Here is a 15,114-nt window from a genome sequence, read left to right on the forward strand (position 1 = left end):
CTGCGGACACGTCGGACGGAGGCGGGTCGGGGGCGTCGAGCAGGTCGCCCAGGGCCAGCAACTCGGCCTCAAGGTCCTCGAAGTCGTCGGGGCTGCCGTCGGCAGGGTCGAGAGGGTCACGCGAGTTCATCGCCCACCTCCTCCCTCAGCCGGGCCAGCCCCCGATGGGTACTGGACTTGACGGTGCCGACGGGCCAGTCGAGCACCTGCGCGGTCTCCGCTTCGCTCAGTTGTAAGAAGTACCGGCACACGACGGCCTGGCGTTCCCGCTCCGGCAGCCCGCGTACCGCCGCCAGCAGGCGCGAGCGCCGGTCGGTGGCGACGGCGGCGCCCTCCGGGTCGTCGGGCGCCCGCGTGTCGGCGGTGGCTCCCAGCCGCAGCACGAGCGAGGTGCGCCGCCCGCGCGAGCGGGTCAGGTTGTGGGTCTCGTTGGCGACGATGCGCAGCAGCCACGGCCGGAAGGGGGCGTCCTGGCGGAAGCCGGACAGGTGCCGGAACGCCTTGACGAACGCCTCCTGCACCACGTCTTCGGCCTCGTCACCGGCCCCGAGCAGGAAGGCGGTGCGGTGGGCGAGCGCGCTGTACCGGGCGACCAGGACCTCGTAGGCCGAAAGGTCGCCGTCGCGCGAGCGGGCGATCGCCTCCTCGTCGTCCATGGCGACTCAGATTCCACCCCATGAGAGGTCAAAGGGGGAAGACCGTTTCGCTGATCGTGTCATCCTGGTGACTGTGCAGGGCATTAGACTCGGGCAATCCGTGAGCCCTTCGAAGGAACGGGATTATGTCTTCTGGGTATGACCGTGTAGTGCAACCGGCGGCCGGTGACGAGGCCCTGGAGAACCACCTCGGTGGGGACGAGGCCAAGAACTATCGGCAGTACGAGTTCGACATGGTCGCCCCGCATGTCGGCCGCTCGATGCTGGAGATCGGCTCGGGGCTCGGCCACTTCGCCGAACAGTTCCTGCCGCGACTCGACCGGCTCGTGGTGAGCGACTTCGACCCCTACTGCGTCGAGCAGTTGGAGAAGCGCTTCGTCGACCGCGACGACATCAGCGTGCTGCAGTTCGGGCTGCCGACCGACATCCCGCTGCGGGACAAGGTCGACACGGTGGTCATGATGAACGTCCTGGAGCACATCGAGGACGACGCGGAGGCGCTGCGCTCGCTGGCGCGCGTGACGCTGCCGGGCGGGCGGATCATCATCTGGGTGCCTGGCTACCCGCAGCTTTATGGAGAGTTCGACCGCAAGGTGGGGCACGTCCAGCGGTACACGCCCAAGACGCTGGGCACGGCGGTCGCCAAGGCCGGGCTCGACGTCGAGGTGCTCAAGCCGATCAACTTCCTGGGCGGCATCGCCTGGTGGGCGGCCGTGCGCCGGGGCGGCGTCGGCTACCCCGACCCGCGCCTGGTCAAGATCTACGACCGCACGGTGGTGCCGCTGACCAGGTTCATCGAGCGATTCGTCCGGCCGCCGTTCGGCCAGACCGTGTTCTGCGTGGCCCGCGTTCCCCAGCAGCGCTGACACACCCGGCCGCGCCCGGGGTCACCGGGGCGCGGCCGGGCGGGTCACTTGATGGAGCCGGCGGTGAGCCCGCCGACCACCTTCCGCTCGATCAGGGCGAACAGGATGATCACCGGGATGGTGGCGATCACCGAGCCGGCGAACAGGTTCTGCCAGTCCACCTGGTACTGCCCGATGAACGAGTTGAGCGCCACGGGGAGCGGCTGGTTCTCCGTCGTCGTGGTCAGGGTCAGCGCGACCACGAACTCGTTCCACGCGGCGATGAAGGTGAAGATCAACGCTGTGATGACGCCGGGCATGGCCAGCGGCAGCGTGATCCGGAACAGCGCGCCGAAGCGCCCGTTGCCGTCGATGAAGGCGGCCTCCTCCAGCTCGCGCGGGATGGAGGAGAAGTACGCGTTCAGGATCCACACGGCGAAGGCGAGGTTGAAGCCGCCGTTGACGAGGATCAGCGCCCAGATCGAGTCCACTAGCCCGAACTGGAAGAACTCGCGGTAGATGCCGACCACCATGGCCGTCGGCTGGAACATCTGGGTGATCAGCACGAGGATCAGGAACGCGGTGCGGCCACGGAAGCGGTGCCGGGCCGAGTAGTACGCGGCGGGCAGCGCGACCAGCAGTACGAGAACGGTGGAGCCGGCCGCCACCTTGAGCGTCACCCACAGGTTGCCGGCCAGGCCGCTGCTCCAGAAGTCGGCGAGGTTCGACCACACCCACTCCTCGGGCCAGAACGTCACGTCACGCAGCGACCGCTGTGAACGCAGCGAGGTCAGGAGCATGACCACGTACGGGAACAGGAACAGCAACGCGACGGCGTAGGCGGTGGCCGCGATGAGCACGGTCTTGAGCCTGGGCATCGCCCGCGCGACGCCGCCGCGCCCGGTGCGGGCGTGCTGGCGGCGGGGCCGGGCCTCGGCTGGCGCGGTCCTGACCGCCATCACGCCACCTCCCTGTTCCACCGTGACACCTTGAGGAAGATCACGGTCAGCACGATCACCATGCCGAAGTTGACGACGGACATGGCAGCGGATTCGCCGATGTCGGAGCCCTTGAGGATGTACATGAGGATGGTCGAGGTGGCCGTCGAGTAGCCCGGCTGGCCGTGGGTCATCGCCCAGATGATCGGGAAGCTGTTGAAGACGTTCATGACGTTGATCAGGGCCGCCACGGTGAGCGCGGGGCGCAGCAGCGGCAGCGTGATCGACCAGTACGTCCGCAGCCGTCCGGCTCCGTCCATCCGGGCGGCCTCGTACACGTCGGAGGGGATCGTCGCGAGGCCGGCGAGCAGCGCGTACGTGGTGAACGGCACCGACACGAACACCGCGACGAACACCAGCCACGGCATGGCCGTCGAGGCGTCGCCGAGCTGGTCGGCGGCGGCTCCGCCCATCGCGTCGATCAGCCCGAGCCCGACCCGGATCTGGTTGATCACGCCCACCTCGGGGTCGAGCATCCACTTGAAGATGATCGCCGTCATCAGCACCGACGCGGCCCACGGGGCGATGAGCGCCCAGCGGGCGAGCTTGCGCAGCGGGAAGCGCTGGTTGAAGAGCTGGGCCAGGGCGAGCGAGACGAGCACGGTGAGCGCGACGACCGCGACCACCCAGATCACGCTGCGGACCATGACGTCGGCGAAGTCCTTCTCGGCGAAGAGCTTGCCGTAGTTGTCGAACCCGGTGTAGCCGCGGACCACGCCCAGGCGGCTGATCTCGAGGAAGGAGGACCTGATCATCTCGACGACCGGCCAGAGGACGACCAGCGCGATCAGCACGATGGCGGGCCCGACCCAGGCGAGGGGTTCCAGGGCGCGCAACCTTCTCATGACATACCTTTCCAGGACGGTACGGCCGGCGAGCGCCGGCCGTACCCCGGTGCCGATGGTTCAGCCGGCCGCTTCGGCGGTCTTCTGCAGCTCACCGAGGACCTTGGCCGGGTCGTCCTTGACGGCCCCGCCGATGGTCTGCTTGATCGCCGGGTTCACGGTGGCCCACTTGGGGTCCTGGAAGGGGTAGAAGCTGGCGTTGGGCAGGGCGTCGAGGAACGGCTTGAGCTTCTCGTCGCCGGACAGCTTCTGGATGCCGCCGTTGGTGACGGGCAGCAGCTTGTAGGTGTCGGAGATCTTCTGGGCGGCGTCCCCGGTGTAGAAGAAGTCGAAGAACTTCTTGATCTCGGCGGCGTGGCCGTTCTTGTTGAACGCCATGATCCAGTCCATGACGCCGAGCGTGGTGTCGAGCGGGCCGCTCTTGCCGGGGATGGGCGCGACGCCGTAGTTCTTCAGCCCGGCCGCGTCGAAGATCGGGATGGACATGGGGCCGCCGTTGACCATGCCGACCTTGCCGGCGCCGAAGTCCTCCCAGACCGTCTTGCGGTCCTTGGTGCCCGGGTTGGGGGTGGTCAGGCCGGCGTCCACCAGGCCCTTCATGTACGTGAAGGTCTCGACGTTCTGCGCCGAGTCGATCGCCCACTTGCCGGAGGCGTCCTTGTAGCCGCCGCCGTTGCCGAGCATCCACAGGAACGACTCGCCCTGGGCCTCCTCCTGGCCGAGCGGCAGGCCGAACGGCTGCGTCACGCCGGCCGCCTTCAGCTTCTCGGCGGCGGCCTTGAGCTCGTCCCACGTCTTCGGCGGCTCGGTGATCTTCGCCTGCTCGAACAGGTCCTTGTTGTAGAACAGGGCGCGGGCCGAGGAGACGAACGGGATGCCGTAGGCGGCGCCGTCCACCTTGCCGAAGTCGGCGAACTTCTGCAGCATGTCGCCGGAGACGTTCGGGGACAGGACCTCGTCCACCTTGTACAGCAGGCCGTCCTCGACGAATCCGGAGTAGTCGCCGGTCTGCAGGATGTCGGGGACCTGGCCGTTCTGGACCATCGTGGCGACTTGCTTGTCGATGTCGTTCCAGTTGATGACCTGGACCTCGACCTTGATGTTCGGGTTGGCCGCGGTGAACGCGTCGGTGACGCCCTTCCAGAACGTCTCGCCGGAGTTCGGCTTGCCGGGTCCGTCGCCGTAGTCGGCGGCGACCATCTTGAGCGTGACCTGGGTGTCGCCCGTGTCGCCCGTGTCGCCCGTGTCGCCGGAGCCGCAACTGGACAGGACCAGCATGGTGGCAAGGCCGAGAGCGGCGCCGCCCACAAGCTTCTTGTTCACTGGAGATACCGCCTTCTCGTCGGACGGGCTCCGCTGGTACGGACCAGCAGGCGGAACCCCGCCCAGGGGGATGTGCACGCGAGCCGGGGTGCGCCCGCGTTCGCGTCAGCGTAAGCCGGAGTTCCGCAGCCGGTCTATACCGGGCTGTCTCGGTTTGACAACACTCGGCGAAGATCCAGCCCATCACCGGTCTAGACCGGCTGGTCAGATGATCTTGCGGCGAACGTTCTCCCCGCCCTTCGGCACGCCGATCCACGGGCCCTCGATCGACGGGTCGAGGATGCCCTCCTCGACGAAGGTGTACCGGCCGTCCAGCACGTAACCGGCCAGGCGCACGTCGTGGTTGTCGCTGTTGTCCCACAGGCGCTCGAACAGCGCGTCCACGCGGACGCGGGCCTGGTGGCAGAAGGTGCCGGCGAGCTCGTACGGCCGGTGGCCCAGGTCGCCCGAGTCCTCCTCGGCCTTGAGGCAGACGGCGGTCATCGCGTACAACTCGGCCCCGATGTCCACGATCCTGCCGAGGAAGGACTGTTTGTGCTCCAGGCCGCCCTGCCAGCGGGACATGCCGTAGAAGGTGGACCTGGCCAGCTTCCTGCTGGCCCGCTCCACGAAGCGCAGGTGCGTGGCCAGCGGGCCGAAGGGTGCGTACGAGGCGGGCAGGTTGCCGCTGCCGGCCAGCAGCGTGGGCAGCCAGCCGGCGTAGAAACGGCCGGCCCGGCCCAGCGCCTGGACGCGTTCCTGGCGGCCGGCCTCGGGGTTGATCAGCTCGCCCGCGGCCGACAGGTGGGCGTCCACCGCCTCACGGGTGATCGCCAGGCGCATGATCTCCGAGGAGCCCTCGAAGATGCGGTTGATACGGGAGTCGCGCAACATCTGCTCGGCGGGCACCCCGCGCTCGCCCCTGGCCGACAGCGACTCGGCGCTCTCGTAGCCGCGCCCGCCGCGTAGCTGCACCAGTTCGTCCAGCACCTGGTACGACAGCTCCGAGGCGAACAGCTTGGCCATCGCCGCCTCCAGCCTGATGTCGTTGCGCCGGTCGTCGGCCAGGCGGGCGGTCAGCTCGCAGACGGCCTCCAGCGCGTACGCGGTGGCGGCGACGAAGGCGATCTTGGCGGCCACGGCCTCGTGCAGGCCGATCTTCCGCCCCCACTGGACCCGCGCGTTGCCCCACTCGCGGGCGATCTTGACGGCCCACTTGGCGTTCCCCGCACAGGTGGCGGGCAACGACAGGCGGCCGGTGTTGAGCGTGGTGAGCGCGATGCGCAGCCCTTCGCCCTCCTTGCCGATGAGGTTCCGGGCGGGCACCCTGACCTGGGAGAACTCGGTGACGCCGTTCTCGATGCCGCGCAGCCCCATGAACGCGTTGCGCCGGGTGACCGTGATGCCCGGCGTGTCGGCCTCGACCACGAACGCGCTGATCTTCGTTCCGGTCCTGGCCATGACCACCAGCAGGTCGGCGATGACGCCGTTGGTGGTCCAGAGCTTGACGCCGTCGAGCACGTACTCGTCGCCGTCGCGTACGGCGGTGGTGGCCAGCCGCGCGGGGTCGGAGCCGACGTCGGGCTCGGTCAGCAGGAACGCCGAGATCTCGCCCGCCGCGCACCTGGGCAGGAACTCGCGCTTCTGCTCCTCGGTGCCGAACAGCTTGAGCGGCTGCGGCACCCCGATCGACTGGTGCGCCGACAGCAGCGTGGCCAGCGCCGGGCAGTAGGAGCCGACGAGCGTCAGGGCGCGGCAATAGTACAGGTACGGCAGGCCGAGCCCGCCGTACTCCTCCTTGATCGTCATCCCGAACGCGCCCAGCCCGGCCAGCCCTCGCACCACGTCGTCGGGCACCTGGGCGGTCCGCTCGATGAGCGCGGGATCGACGTGCGCGGCGAGGAAGCGGCGCAGCGCCCTGACGAACTCCTCCCCCTTCGCGGCCGACTCCTCGGACGGCCTGGGCGCCGGGTGCACCAGGTCCAGCCGGAAGTCGCCGAGGAAGAGCTGCTTGGCGAAGCTCGGGCGCGTCCACTCCTTCTCCCGCGCCTGCTCGCCGACCTGCCTGGACTCCGCGTACTTGGTGTGCTGGCTCATGGCATCTCCCGACGGTCTGTGCCATGGGTACTGCCCGCCGGAGTTGGTCTTAGCGGCGCGTCACGAGAGCCTTCCCAGGCGTTCGAACAGGGCGGCGACACCGGACGGGTCGAAGCCCGGCAGGTTCTCCCGGATCAGCTCCTCGGTCTTGCGCTCCGCGTCGGCCATGGCCTGGTCGAGGGCGGACAGCACCTCTTCGGCCAGCGTCCGGCTGTCCAGTCCCATGGCGCGCTCCCCGATGATGACCGTGCGCACCTTGCCCTCCGCCGTCACGGTCGCGACGATGTGGCCCGAGGCGCCCGTGCCGGTGCCGACGATCTCCTCGAGGTCGCTCTCCACCTGCTCGCTCCACGCCGTGATCCGCTCCGCCTCCTGCGCGTGGCGGGCGAGTTCCGCCTCAGTGATGTCGGCGGGGCTCCTACGCGGTCCGAACACGCTCACCTCCGGTGTCAGAGCAGCTCACGGGCGATCTGGCCGAGCCGCTCGCGGATGAAGCTCTCGTCCAGTGGACGGGGCAGGTCGGCGGTGTCGGCGAGTGCGTCGTCCACGATCTCCGCGGCCTGCCGCTCGGCGTCGTGCTGGGCCCGCCGGAGCACGGCGGTCACCTGCTCGCCGAGCGCCGCGCGGCCGAGCCGCAGGGCGCGCGGGTCGAGGGTCAGCGCCGTGATGACGCCGCGTCCGTCGCTGACCGCCCGGACCGTGCCGTCCGCGTTCTCCGCCCGGCCGGTGACCTCCGCGACCTGCGCCTGGGCCTGCTGGATCCGCCGCGTCACCTCCCGGCCCCTGCGCAGGATCCGCTCGGCCTGCTCGATGTCGTCCTGGGGTGACGGGGTGGTGGGTAGCACGGGACTCCGATGGTCGGCACGGTGGGGTCACGGCAGTGTAGTCACGCGGCAGCGGCCGAAATCACGCAATGAATCCACGGATTTTGCTTATATCGCGCAATAACTCGTCAATAACGACTTAACGCAAGTTTTCGTGATCATTAAGCTAGGGTAACGCGGCATGGATTCGGGGATCGAGATCGCAGGCGCGCAGGTCACGCAGCACGCGGGACTGATGCGCCGCCATGGCGAGCAGTACTCCGCCGCCCTGCGGCGGCTCCAGGAACGCGGGTACGGCTGCCAGTCCTGGGGTGACGACACCGGGCTGTTCTCCGGGCTGTACGAGGAGTACGCCCGGTGCGGCCTGTTCGGGGTGGAGGCGCTGCGGAGCATCTCCACCTTCCTGGCCGAGACCGGCGACGGCCTGGACACCGCGCGGGCCAACATCGCCGACGCCGAGGCCGGCCCGTACGGGCCGCAGCCGCCCGCCCACGCCTACCCGGTCTGAGCGCGCATGCCGGACCTGACCGTCCCGCCCGAGGTGGACGCCGTCCTGGAGACGATCGGCGTGCGCTACCCGAACGTCAAGACGTCGGAGATCCTGCTCCATCGCGACATCTGGAACACCGTGCAGGACGGATCGGCGAAGACCGGCACGGCAGCCGAGACCACCACCGCCGCGGTGAGCACGGACTACCGAGGGGAGTCCGCCACCGCGCTGGCCGGCCTGTACGGTTCCCCCGGCGGGGCGCTGGAGCTGATGAGCAAGGCGACCTCGGCGGTCGAGTACATGCCCCGGCTGCTGACCGGCGCCGCCTCCCTGACCACCGGCGTGCAACTGGCCGTGATCAGCGGCGCAGTCTACACCTCGGCCCGGATCCTCAGGACGATGCTGATGGGCGGCCCGGCGGCGGGCCCGCTGACGATGCGCGAGCTGCTGCGCGGCAGGATCGCGATCACCAACGTCCAGCGCGAGGGCGCCGAGGGCGTGCACCGGATGTTCCGGCCCGCCTTGGCGCATAACTCCACCGGCCGTTTCGACGACGTCCGCAGGGGCCTGCCCCGGCTCGACACCGCGCGCGGTCAGGGCGTCGGGCGGGACATGCCGGGCATGGCCCTCATGGGGCGGAAGAAGCGGAACTCCGGTGACAGCGGAGGCTCACAGGGATCGGGCGGCGGCGGAACACCGGAACGCACCCGCTGGTGGGGCGGCAGCCCGAAACACGCGGAAGGCCGCGCCAGCCAGGGCGGACGGTCGAACGCGGCGCCGTCCAACCCTCAGCAGTCCCTCGACAACTCCATCGCGCAGAGCGCCAACACCGACCGCCGGCTCGCGCGCGACGAGAACACCGGCGAGTTCGTCGTCTTCGATCGGACCAGGGGCGACGAGTACCACGGGCATCAGCGAACCTGGGACGAGCTGGACAACAAACAGCAGTCCGTGTTGCGCAGAGCCTTCGGCCTGGACGGGAAGGGAAGGCCCAGAAAATGATGAGATACGTGGAACCACAGCCGACCGGTCGGCAGCGGCTTCGCGCGGCCGTGGCCGCGGGCGACGCCGACGGGATCAGCGCGGCGCTGATCTCGGCCGCCTTCCACGAGGAGGACGGGGAATGGGTCCAGGACTGGGCGCTGGAACTGCTCGCCCATCCGTCGCCTGACGTGCGGCGCGCGGCGGCGCTCAGCCTGGGCCACGTGGCCCGCATCCACCGCCGCATCGACCACCACCTCGTGCTTCCCCGGCTCCAGGCCCTCCTGGACGATCCCGAGGTCGGCGGCACGGCGGAGAACGCCCTGGACGACATCAGGATGTTCACCGCCCAAGAGACCTGACTTTCGTCAGGGGCCTTCCTGGACGCTCGGCAGAGGCGGGAGGGGGTCGCGGCTTTCTAGGTTTCCTCACGTGAAACCGCTTCTCGCCATCGCCCTGACCTTGACCGCGACCTCCGTCCTCACCGCGACGCCCGCCGCCGCCTCCCCGGAGCTGACGCCCGCCGCCATCGACGCCTACCTGCGCGAGGCGATGGAGAGCACCGGCGTCCCCGGCCTGTCCGTGGTCGTGACGCACGACGGCGAGGTCGTGCACGCGGCCGGGTACGGCCACGACTCCGCAGGCCGCCCGGTCACCGAGGACACCCCGATGCGGGTGGCGTCGGTGAGCAAGTCGTTCACCGCCATGGCCGTCATGACGCTCGTGGAGCGGGGCGCGATCACGCTGGACGAGCCGGTCGCCGCCCGACTGCCCGGCTTCGCGATGGCCGACCCCAGGGCGGCGCGGATCACCGTGCGGCACCTGCTCAACCAGACCTCCGGCCTGTCGGACCGCACGGTGGACATCGGCGCCACCGAGAGCGCCACCTCCCTGGCCGACCACACCGCCCGCCTGGCCGGCTCCCGGCTCGCCGCCGAACCCGGCACCCGCTACGAGTACTGCAACGTCAACTACGACCTGGCCGCCCGGCTGGTGGAGGTGGCGAGCGGGCGGCCGTTCGGCGACTACCTGCGTGATCGGGTGTTCGGGCCGCTCGGCATGACGTCCAGCGCCGTGTCCGTCGAGGACGTGCCGGTCGCGGACGGCTACAACTCGTTCTTCGGTGCCTGGCTGCCCCGCCCCGAGCTGCCGGGTTTCCAGGACGACAGCGGCGCGGGCGGGGTCGTCACCACCGCCGCCGACATGGGCAGGTGGCTGATCGCGCAGGCGGGCGACGGGAGCCCGCTGGTCGGGCGGGACAGCCTGGAGACCATGCACCGGCCCAGCGCGCTGCGCCCGTACGGGATGGGGTGGGGGGTGGAGGAGGACGGGCGGCTCGTGCACTCGGGCAACCTGTTCACCTACAACGCCGTCGAGGCCCTCTCGCCCAGGACCGGCTACGGCTTCGCGGTGCTGGCCAACAGCGCCACCCTGTACGACCCGACGTACGACGTCATGACCGGGCTCGCGGCGCTGAGCGAGGGCAGGACTCCGGCGGGCCCGGGGCACGACCGGCAGCTCTTCGAAGCGGTGCTGGCCGTGATCGCGCTGGTCGCGGCCGGGCTGGGCGTGCTGGGCGGGGTGCGGGCGCGGCGCTGGGCGGCCAGGCGGGCGGGCCGGCCGCGCCGGCTGGCCTGGTTGCGGCTGGCGCCCGCGCTCGTCCCGGCCGGGGTGCTGGCCGGGTATCCCGATCTGGTGTCGTTCCTGATGAACGGGCGGACCGTCACCTGGGCCCAGCTCACCTACTTCCCCGCACCCTTGTCGATCACCGTCCTGGTCGCGGCGCTCGCCGGGCTCGGGGTGGCCGCCGCCCGGATCCGCGCGCTGCGCGAGCCGAAGGCCCGTGACGGACGCGCTCAGCCGGCCGGAGCGAGGTCGCGGCGCGGGACGGCGGCGTAGCTGATGGCGAGCGCGGCCAGGCTCAGCACGGCGGCGGCCAGGCCGAGCCAGCGCAGCCCGTCCATCGCCACGAGCCCGCCGCCCAGCGCCGACCCGGCCGCGATCCCGATGTTGAACGCGCACACGTTCACCGACACGGCCAGCGTCGGGGCCGACCCGGCCTGCCGCAGCAGCAGGCTCTGCAGCACCGGCGTGGTGGCCGAGGTCAGCAGGCCCAGGACCAGCACCGCCGCCACGGCCGGCCCCGCCGACGGCACCGCGAACGGGAAGACGGCCAGCACCACGGCCAGGCCCAGGAACGTGCCGCGCACGGTGCCGGCGAGCGAGCGGTCCGCCAGCCGTCCCGCCGCCAGCCCGCCGGCCAGGCTGCCCGCGCCGTAGACGAGCAGCAGCGTGGACACCGCCGCCGGCCCGAACCCGGTGATCTCGGTCAGGGTGGGGGCCAGGTAGGTGAACACGGTCGAGGTCGCGGCCAGTCCGACCGCCGTCGTGGCGAGCACGACCAGGACCCGCCGTCCCAGCACCGTGGCGATCTCGGCCCGTACGCTGGTGGGCGACGCCTCCTGCCGGGGCAGCACGGCGGCCAGCAGCACGGTCACCGCCACCGCCAGCGCGGCCAGCACCGCGAACGGCGTCCGCCAGCCCGAGCTCTCCCCCAGCAGCACCCCCAGGGGCACGCCCAGCAGGGTGGCCACCGAGAAGCCCGAGCCCACGGCGGCGATGGCCATGCCGACGCGGTGCGGCTCGACCACCCGCGTGGTGACCATCAGCGCCAGGGTCAGGAACGCGGCGTGGCTCAGCGAGGCGACCACCCGCCCGGCGATCAGCATTTCGTACGAGCCGGCCGCCGCGCAGACCGCGTTCCCGGCGGCGAACAGCAGCAGCAAGCCCAGCGCCAGTCCCTTGCGCGGCAACCGCACGGTCGCGATCGTCACGAGGGGCCCGCCGATCACCACGCCCAGCGCGTACGCGGTGACGGTCTGCCCGGCCGTGGACACGGAAACCTTCAGGTCGGCGGCCACCTGGGGCAACAATCCCGCGATGAGGTACTCGGACGTGCCGACCACGAACACGCTCACCATGAGCACGGCCGGCACCAGAACGCTCTTCTTCATGCAGGCACGCTAAAGTCTCACATGTATGTGAGAGTCAAGGCCGTCCGGCCCGGTGAGGGAGGGCACATGCGCATCGGCGAACTCGTCCGGCGTACCGGTGTGAACGAACGGCTCCTGCGCTACTACGAGGAGCAGGGCCTGCTCGACCCGGCCCGCCTGCCCAGCGGCTACCGCGAGTACACCGAGGAGCACGTCGAGACCGTGCGCCGCGTCCGCTGTCTGCTCTCGGCCGGCCTGAGCACCTCGACGATCGCCGCCGTGCTGCCCTGCCTGCGGGCCGAAGGCGAGCGCCTGGCCCCCACCTGCCCCGACGTGGTCGGGCAACTGCGCAGGGAACGCGACCGGATCGACCAGGCGATGCGCGACCTCAACGAGTCCAGGGCCGCCCTCGACCTCGTGATCGGCGCCGCCGCGATCGGGCGTTAATTCGGTTGCGCGGCTTTCCGCGAGCCCCTTAGCCTCATGGACATGCGCCTTTACCTGTAATTCGCACCAGCACCACATCCGGTCCCGGACGCCACGACGTCCCCGAATTACGTGAAGGAGCCTTCGTATGCGTGCTCGCGCCATCGCGCCCGTGCCGCCGAGCGGGTGGCCGAGCGCGATGGCCCCGCCGTTCGGGTTGACCCGGGCCGGGTCGGCCTCCAGCTCGTGCATCCAGGCCAGCGGCACCGGGGCGAACGCCTCGTTGATCTCGACCACGTCGATGTCGCCGATCGACATGCCGGCCTTCTCCAGCGCCCGCCGCGTGGCGGGGATCGGCGCGGTCAGCATGTAGACCGGGTCGTCGCCCATGAGCGCGAGCTGGTGGATCCGGGCCCGCGGGGTCAGCCCGTGGTCGCGGACGGCCTGCTCGGAGGCGATCAGCACGGCGCCGGAGCCGTCGGAGATCTGCGAGGAGGTGGCGGCGGTGATCTGGCCGCCCTCCTTCAGCGTCTTCAGCCCGGCCATCTTCTCCAGCGTCGTGTCGGCGCGCGGGCCCTCGTCGTCCTCGACCCCGTTGAGTGGGGCGATCTGGTCCTTGAAGTGGCCGTTGGCGATGGCCTTGGCCGCGCGCTGGTGGGACTCGAAGGCGTACTGCTCCAGCACGTCCCGCGAGTAGCCCCACTTCTCGCACATCAGCTCCGCGCCGCGGAACTGCGAGATCTCCTGCTTGCCGTACCGCTCCACCCACTTGTCCCCGAACGGGAACGGCATGCCCTTCTCCAGGGCCGCCGTGATCGAGGAGCCCATGGGCACGATGCTCATCGACTCGACGCCCGCCGCGACGACCAGGTCCTGGGTGCCGGACAGGACGCCCTGCGCGGCGAAGTGGATGGACTGCTGCGAGGAGCCGCACTGCCGGTCGATCGTGACTCCGGCGGTGGTCTCGGGAAGGCCCGCCGACAACCAGGCGTTCCTCGCGATGTCCATGCTCTGGGGGCCGAACTGCATGACGCACCCCATGATGACGTCCTCGACCGCCGCGGGGTCGACGCCGGTGCGGTCGATCAGCGCCTTCAGCGTGTGAGCGGCCAGGTCAGTGGGGTGGACGGTGGAAAGGCCGCCCTTCTTCTTGCCGACCGGGGTGCGGACCGCCCCGACGATGTACGCCTCTGCCACAGTGCCTCCTGGAAACCGAGCATTATTCGGTTACTAGTGGCAGCGTACAACAGAACGTCATTCTGGCGCAGGTTCCGCCTGGGCCACGAGGTCCTCCGCCGTGTCGAACCGGAACCGCCACCGGTCGACGGCGATCCCGTTCAGCGCCTCGGCCAGCTCCAGCGCGAGCGCGCCCAGCTTCACCGGGTCCGCGCCGCGCAACTCGATCGCGGTCAGCTCGGCGGCGAAGGGCAGCAGCTCCTGGACGGCCGGGGGCCGCCCCTTCTGCGGCACCAGCGCGGCCTTGATGTCGCCGGCCGCGAACACGAACTCCTCCTCCTGCTGCTCCAGCAGGGGCGCCAGCTCCTCGGCCGTCGGCCGGGCCGGCAGGATCACCGCGGGCCCGCCCTCGCCGTCGTCGGCCGGATCGCTCACCTCGCCCCGGCACACCGCCAGCCCGCCGAGCCGGAAGGCCAGCCCTTCCGCCAGGAAACGGTCGAAGTAGTCGAGCGGCAGCGGCCCCTCGGCCGCCACCCGCACCGCCCACGCCGTCTCCAGCTCGCCGCCGGTCAGCGCGGCCTCGGCCGCCACCGGAGCGCACACGCGGACGTCCACCGCCAGGATGTCGTCACCGTCGCGCCGCGCCTCGGGATCGGCGAGCTGGACGATCCGCAGCAGCTCACCGGGATCCGGTTTGGCCGGCAGCGCCGCTGTGGGGCCAGTACGCAGTCTCCGCTTCGCCATCCAGCCCATGCCCGCCTCCGCGCTCAGCTTCGATAAGAGCTCGTCATCGTCGCGTACACGATGACGTTGTCCGTGTAGTGCCCGGTGGACCGATCGTAGGTGCCACCGCAGGTGATGAGGTGCAGTTGGGCGTTGTCCTGCCGCCCGTAGACACGCTCCGTCGGGAAGGTCTTCTTGCTCGCCTGCTCGACGCCGCCGACCGTGAAGACCGCGGTCGTCCCGTCCTGGCGCTTGATCTCGATGGTGTCGCCGTTCTTGATCTTCGGCAACTTGGCGAACACGGCCTCGCGCGTCCTGGTGTCCTTGTGCCCGAGCAGCACCGCCGGGCCCACCTCACCCGGGGTGGACATGTTCCGGTACCAGCCGACCAGGTTGGCGTTGTTCGACGGAGGCACCTCGATCGAACCGTCCTTGGCCAGGCCGACGGACTTGATCGGCGCGTCGATGCCCAGATCCTTGATCACGATCCGGACCGGCGTGGACGGCAACATCGGCGGCGCCGGGGTGATCTGCGGCAGCGGCGGCGGCACGTTGGCCGGGGCCTGGAACCACGCCTGCTCGGGCTGGCCGCTCGGCTTGGGCTGGGCCTGCAGGTTCAGGGTGTCCCTGTTGCTCTGCAGGCCGTACTCCTGGGGGGACTTGAGCACGATCAGCAGGCCCGCCACCACCGTCACCACCCCGGCGACGGCGGCCGCGATCAGCACCGTCCTGAGCGCCGTGCTGCCCTTGTCCTGGGG

Annotated in this window: 16 protein-coding genes and 1 pseudogene; 6 read left to right on the forward strand and 11 right to left on the reverse strand. The window is 70.4% G+C overall.

Going from position 1 to position 15,114, the window contains the following annotated elements; translation table 11 throughout:
- Positions 1-116: 116 nt before the first annotated feature.
- Positions 117-656 carry an RNA polymerase sigma factor gene (locus FAF44_RS48005; protein ID WP_237110146.1) on the reverse strand — a complete coding sequence of 180 codons (540 nt, stop codon included), beginning with the start codon at positions 654-656 and terminating at the stop codon, positions 117-119.
- Between the two features lie 125 nt (positions 657-781).
- Between FAF44_RS48005 and FAF44_RS48010 the strand changes: the two genes are divergently transcribed.
- Entirely contained in the window at positions 782-1,522 is a 741-nt protein-coding gene (locus FAF44_RS48010; protein WP_237110147.1) for a methyltransferase domain-containing protein, read from the forward strand.
- A 44-nt stretch (positions 1,523-1,566) separates the two neighbouring features.
- On the opposite strand, the gene FAF44_RS48015 is transcribed toward FAF44_RS48010, so the two are convergent.
- The 6 genes from FAF44_RS48015 to FAF44_RS48040 form a co-directional block, all read right to left on the reverse strand.
- The gene (locus FAF44_RS48015; RefSeq protein WP_237110148.1) at positions 1,567-2,481 is read right to left on the reverse strand and encodes a carbohydrate ABC transporter permease; all 915 of its coding nucleotides are present in this window, start codon (positions 2,479-2,481) and stop codon (positions 1,567-1,569) included.
- The gene (locus FAF44_RS48020; RefSeq protein ID WP_237110149.1) at positions 2,460-3,344 is read right to left on the reverse strand and encodes a carbohydrate ABC transporter permease; all 885 of its coding nucleotides are present in this window, start codon (positions 3,342-3,344) and stop codon (positions 2,460-2,462) included. The genes FAF44_RS48015 and FAF44_RS48020 overlap by 22 nt, the downstream gene beginning before the upstream one ends.
- Positions 3,345-3,404: 60 nt before the next feature.
- Positions 3,405-4,667, reverse strand: a complete 1,263-nt coding sequence (locus tag FAF44_RS48025) for an extracellular solute-binding protein (protein WP_237110150.1) — start codon at positions 4,665-4,667, stop codon at positions 3,405-3,407.
- Positions 4,668-4,871: 204 nt separating this feature from the next.
- On the reverse strand, positions 4,872-6,743 hold the full coding sequence (locus tag FAF44_RS48030) for an acyl-CoA dehydrogenase family protein (RefSeq protein ID WP_237110151.1): 1,872 nt from the start codon (positions 6,741-6,743) through the stop codon (positions 4,872-4,874).
- Between the two features lie 60 nt (positions 6,744-6,803).
- Positions 6,804-7,178 carry a YbaB/EbfC family nucleoid-associated protein gene (locus FAF44_RS48035; RefSeq protein ID WP_237110152.1) on the reverse strand — a complete coding sequence of 125 codons (375 nt, stop codon included), beginning with the start codon at positions 7,176-7,178 and terminating at the stop codon, positions 6,804-6,806.
- A gap of 14 nt (positions 7,179-7,192) precedes the next feature.
- Positions 7,193-7,588, reverse strand: coding sequence for a YbaB/EbfC family nucleoid-associated protein (locus tag FAF44_RS48040; protein WP_237110153.1), 396 nt, complete (start codon positions 7,586-7,588; stop codon positions 7,193-7,195).
- A gap of 160 nt (positions 7,589-7,748) precedes the next feature.
- On the opposite strand from FAF44_RS48040, the gene FAF44_RS48045 reads away from it, so the two are divergent.
- The 4 genes from FAF44_RS48045 to FAF44_RS48060 all read left to right on the forward strand — a co-directional run bounded on the left by FAF44_RS48045 (position 7,749) and on the right by FAF44_RS48060 (position 10,937).
- A complete protein-coding gene (locus FAF44_RS48045) occupies positions 7,749-8,075 on the forward strand; it encodes a hypothetical protein (protein ID WP_237110154.1) in 327 nt (108 codons plus the stop codon).
- 6 nt (positions 8,076-8,081) lie between these two features.
- Positions 8,082-9,059, forward strand: coding sequence for a hypothetical protein (locus tag FAF44_RS48050; RefSeq protein ID WP_237110155.1), 978 nt, complete (start codon positions 8,082-8,084; stop codon positions 9,057-9,059).
- A gap of 8 nt (positions 9,060-9,067) precedes the next feature.
- Entirely contained in the window at positions 9,068-9,400 is a 333-nt protein-coding gene (locus FAF44_RS48055; protein WP_237110156.1) for a HEAT repeat domain-containing protein, read from the forward strand.
- 70 nt (positions 9,401-9,470) lie between these two features.
- Positions 9,471-10,937 carry a serine hydrolase gene (locus FAF44_RS48060; protein ID WP_237110157.1) on the forward strand — a complete coding sequence of 489 codons (1,467 nt, stop codon included), beginning with the start codon at positions 9,471-9,473 and terminating at the stop codon, positions 10,935-10,937.
- On the opposite strand, the gene FAF44_RS48065 is transcribed toward FAF44_RS48060, so the two are convergent.
- On the reverse strand, positions 10,895-12,052 hold the full coding sequence (locus tag FAF44_RS48065) for an MFS transporter (protein WP_237110158.1): 1,158 nt from the start codon (positions 12,050-12,052) through the stop codon (positions 10,895-10,897). The two genes, FAF44_RS48060 and FAF44_RS48065, sit on opposite strands and share 43 nt — an antisense overlap.
- Positions 12,053-12,118: 66 nt before the next feature.
- Here FAF44_RS48065 and FAF44_RS48070 point away from each other — a divergent pair, with 66 nt between their 5' ends.
- Positions 12,119-12,478 (forward strand): MerR family transcriptional regulator, encoded by a 360-nt coding sequence (locus FAF44_RS48070; RefSeq protein WP_237110161.1) that lies wholly within the window; start codon positions 12,119-12,121, stop codon positions 12,476-12,478.
- Positions 12,479-12,562: 84 nt separating this feature from the next.
- Here the strand turns inward: FAF44_RS48070 and FAF44_RS48075 are convergent.
- The 3 genes and pseudogenes from FAF44_RS48075 to FAF44_RS48085 form a co-directional block, all read right to left on the reverse strand.
- Positions 12,563-13,654, reverse strand: a pseudogene (locus FAF44_RS48075) (acetyl-CoA C-acyltransferase); the annotation flags it as partial.
- A gap of 57 nt (positions 13,655-13,711) precedes the next feature.
- Complete coding sequence (locus FAF44_RS48080) at positions 13,712-14,377, reverse strand: hypothetical protein (RefSeq protein ID WP_237110159.1); 666 nt, start codon at positions 14,375-14,377, stop codon at positions 13,712-13,714.
- A 23-nt stretch (positions 14,378-14,400) separates the two neighbouring features.
- Positions 14,401-15,114: class F sortase (locus tag FAF44_RS48085; protein ID WP_237110160.1), on the reverse strand; the 714-nt coding region annotated here is incomplete at its 5' end.

Origin of the sequence: Nonomuraea sp. MG754425, from assembly GCF_021699195.1 — a bacterium.
GTDB lineage: Bacteria > Actinomycetota > Actinomycetes > Streptosporangiales > Streptosporangiaceae > Nonomuraea.

What these genes read in the sequence shown, in the direction of transcription:
- FAF44_RS48005 (WP_237110146.1), bottom strand. Translation starts at nt 656, where the DNA reads ATGGACGACGAGGAGGCGATCGCCCGCTCGCGCGACGGCGACCTTTCG.
- FAF44_RS48010 (WP_237110147.1), top strand. Translation starts at nt 782, where the DNA reads ATGTCTTCTGGGTATGACCGTGTAGTGCAACCGGCGGCCGGTGACGAG.
- FAF44_RS48020 (WP_237110149.1), bottom strand. Translation starts at nt 3,344, where the DNA reads ATGAGAAGGTTGCGCGCCCTGGAACCCCTCGCCTGGGTCGGGCCCGCC.
- FAF44_RS48030 (WP_237110151.1), bottom strand. Translation starts at nt 6,743, where the DNA reads ATGAGCCAGCACACCAAGTACGCGGAGTCCAGGCAGGTCGGCGAGCAG.
- FAF44_RS48045 (WP_237110154.1), top strand. Translation starts at nt 7,749, where the DNA reads ATGGATTCGGGGATCGAGATCGCAGGCGCGCAGGTCACGCAGCACGCG.
- FAF44_RS48050 (WP_237110155.1), top strand. Translation starts at nt 8,082, where the DNA reads ATGCCGGACCTGACCGTCCCGCCCGAGGTGGACGCCGTCCTGGAGACG.
- FAF44_RS48065 (WP_237110158.1), bottom strand. Translation starts at nt 12,052, where the DNA reads ATGAAGAAGAGCGTTCTGGTGCCGGCCGTGCTCATGGTGAGCGTGTTC.
- FAF44_RS48070 (WP_237110161.1), top strand. Translation starts at nt 12,119, where the DNA reads ATGCGCATCGGCGAACTCGTCCGGCGTACCGGTGTGAACGAACGGCTC.
- FAF44_RS48080 (WP_237110159.1), bottom strand. Translation starts at nt 14,377, where the DNA reads ATGGCGAAGCGGAGACTGCGTACTGGCCCCACAGCGGCGCTGCCGGCC.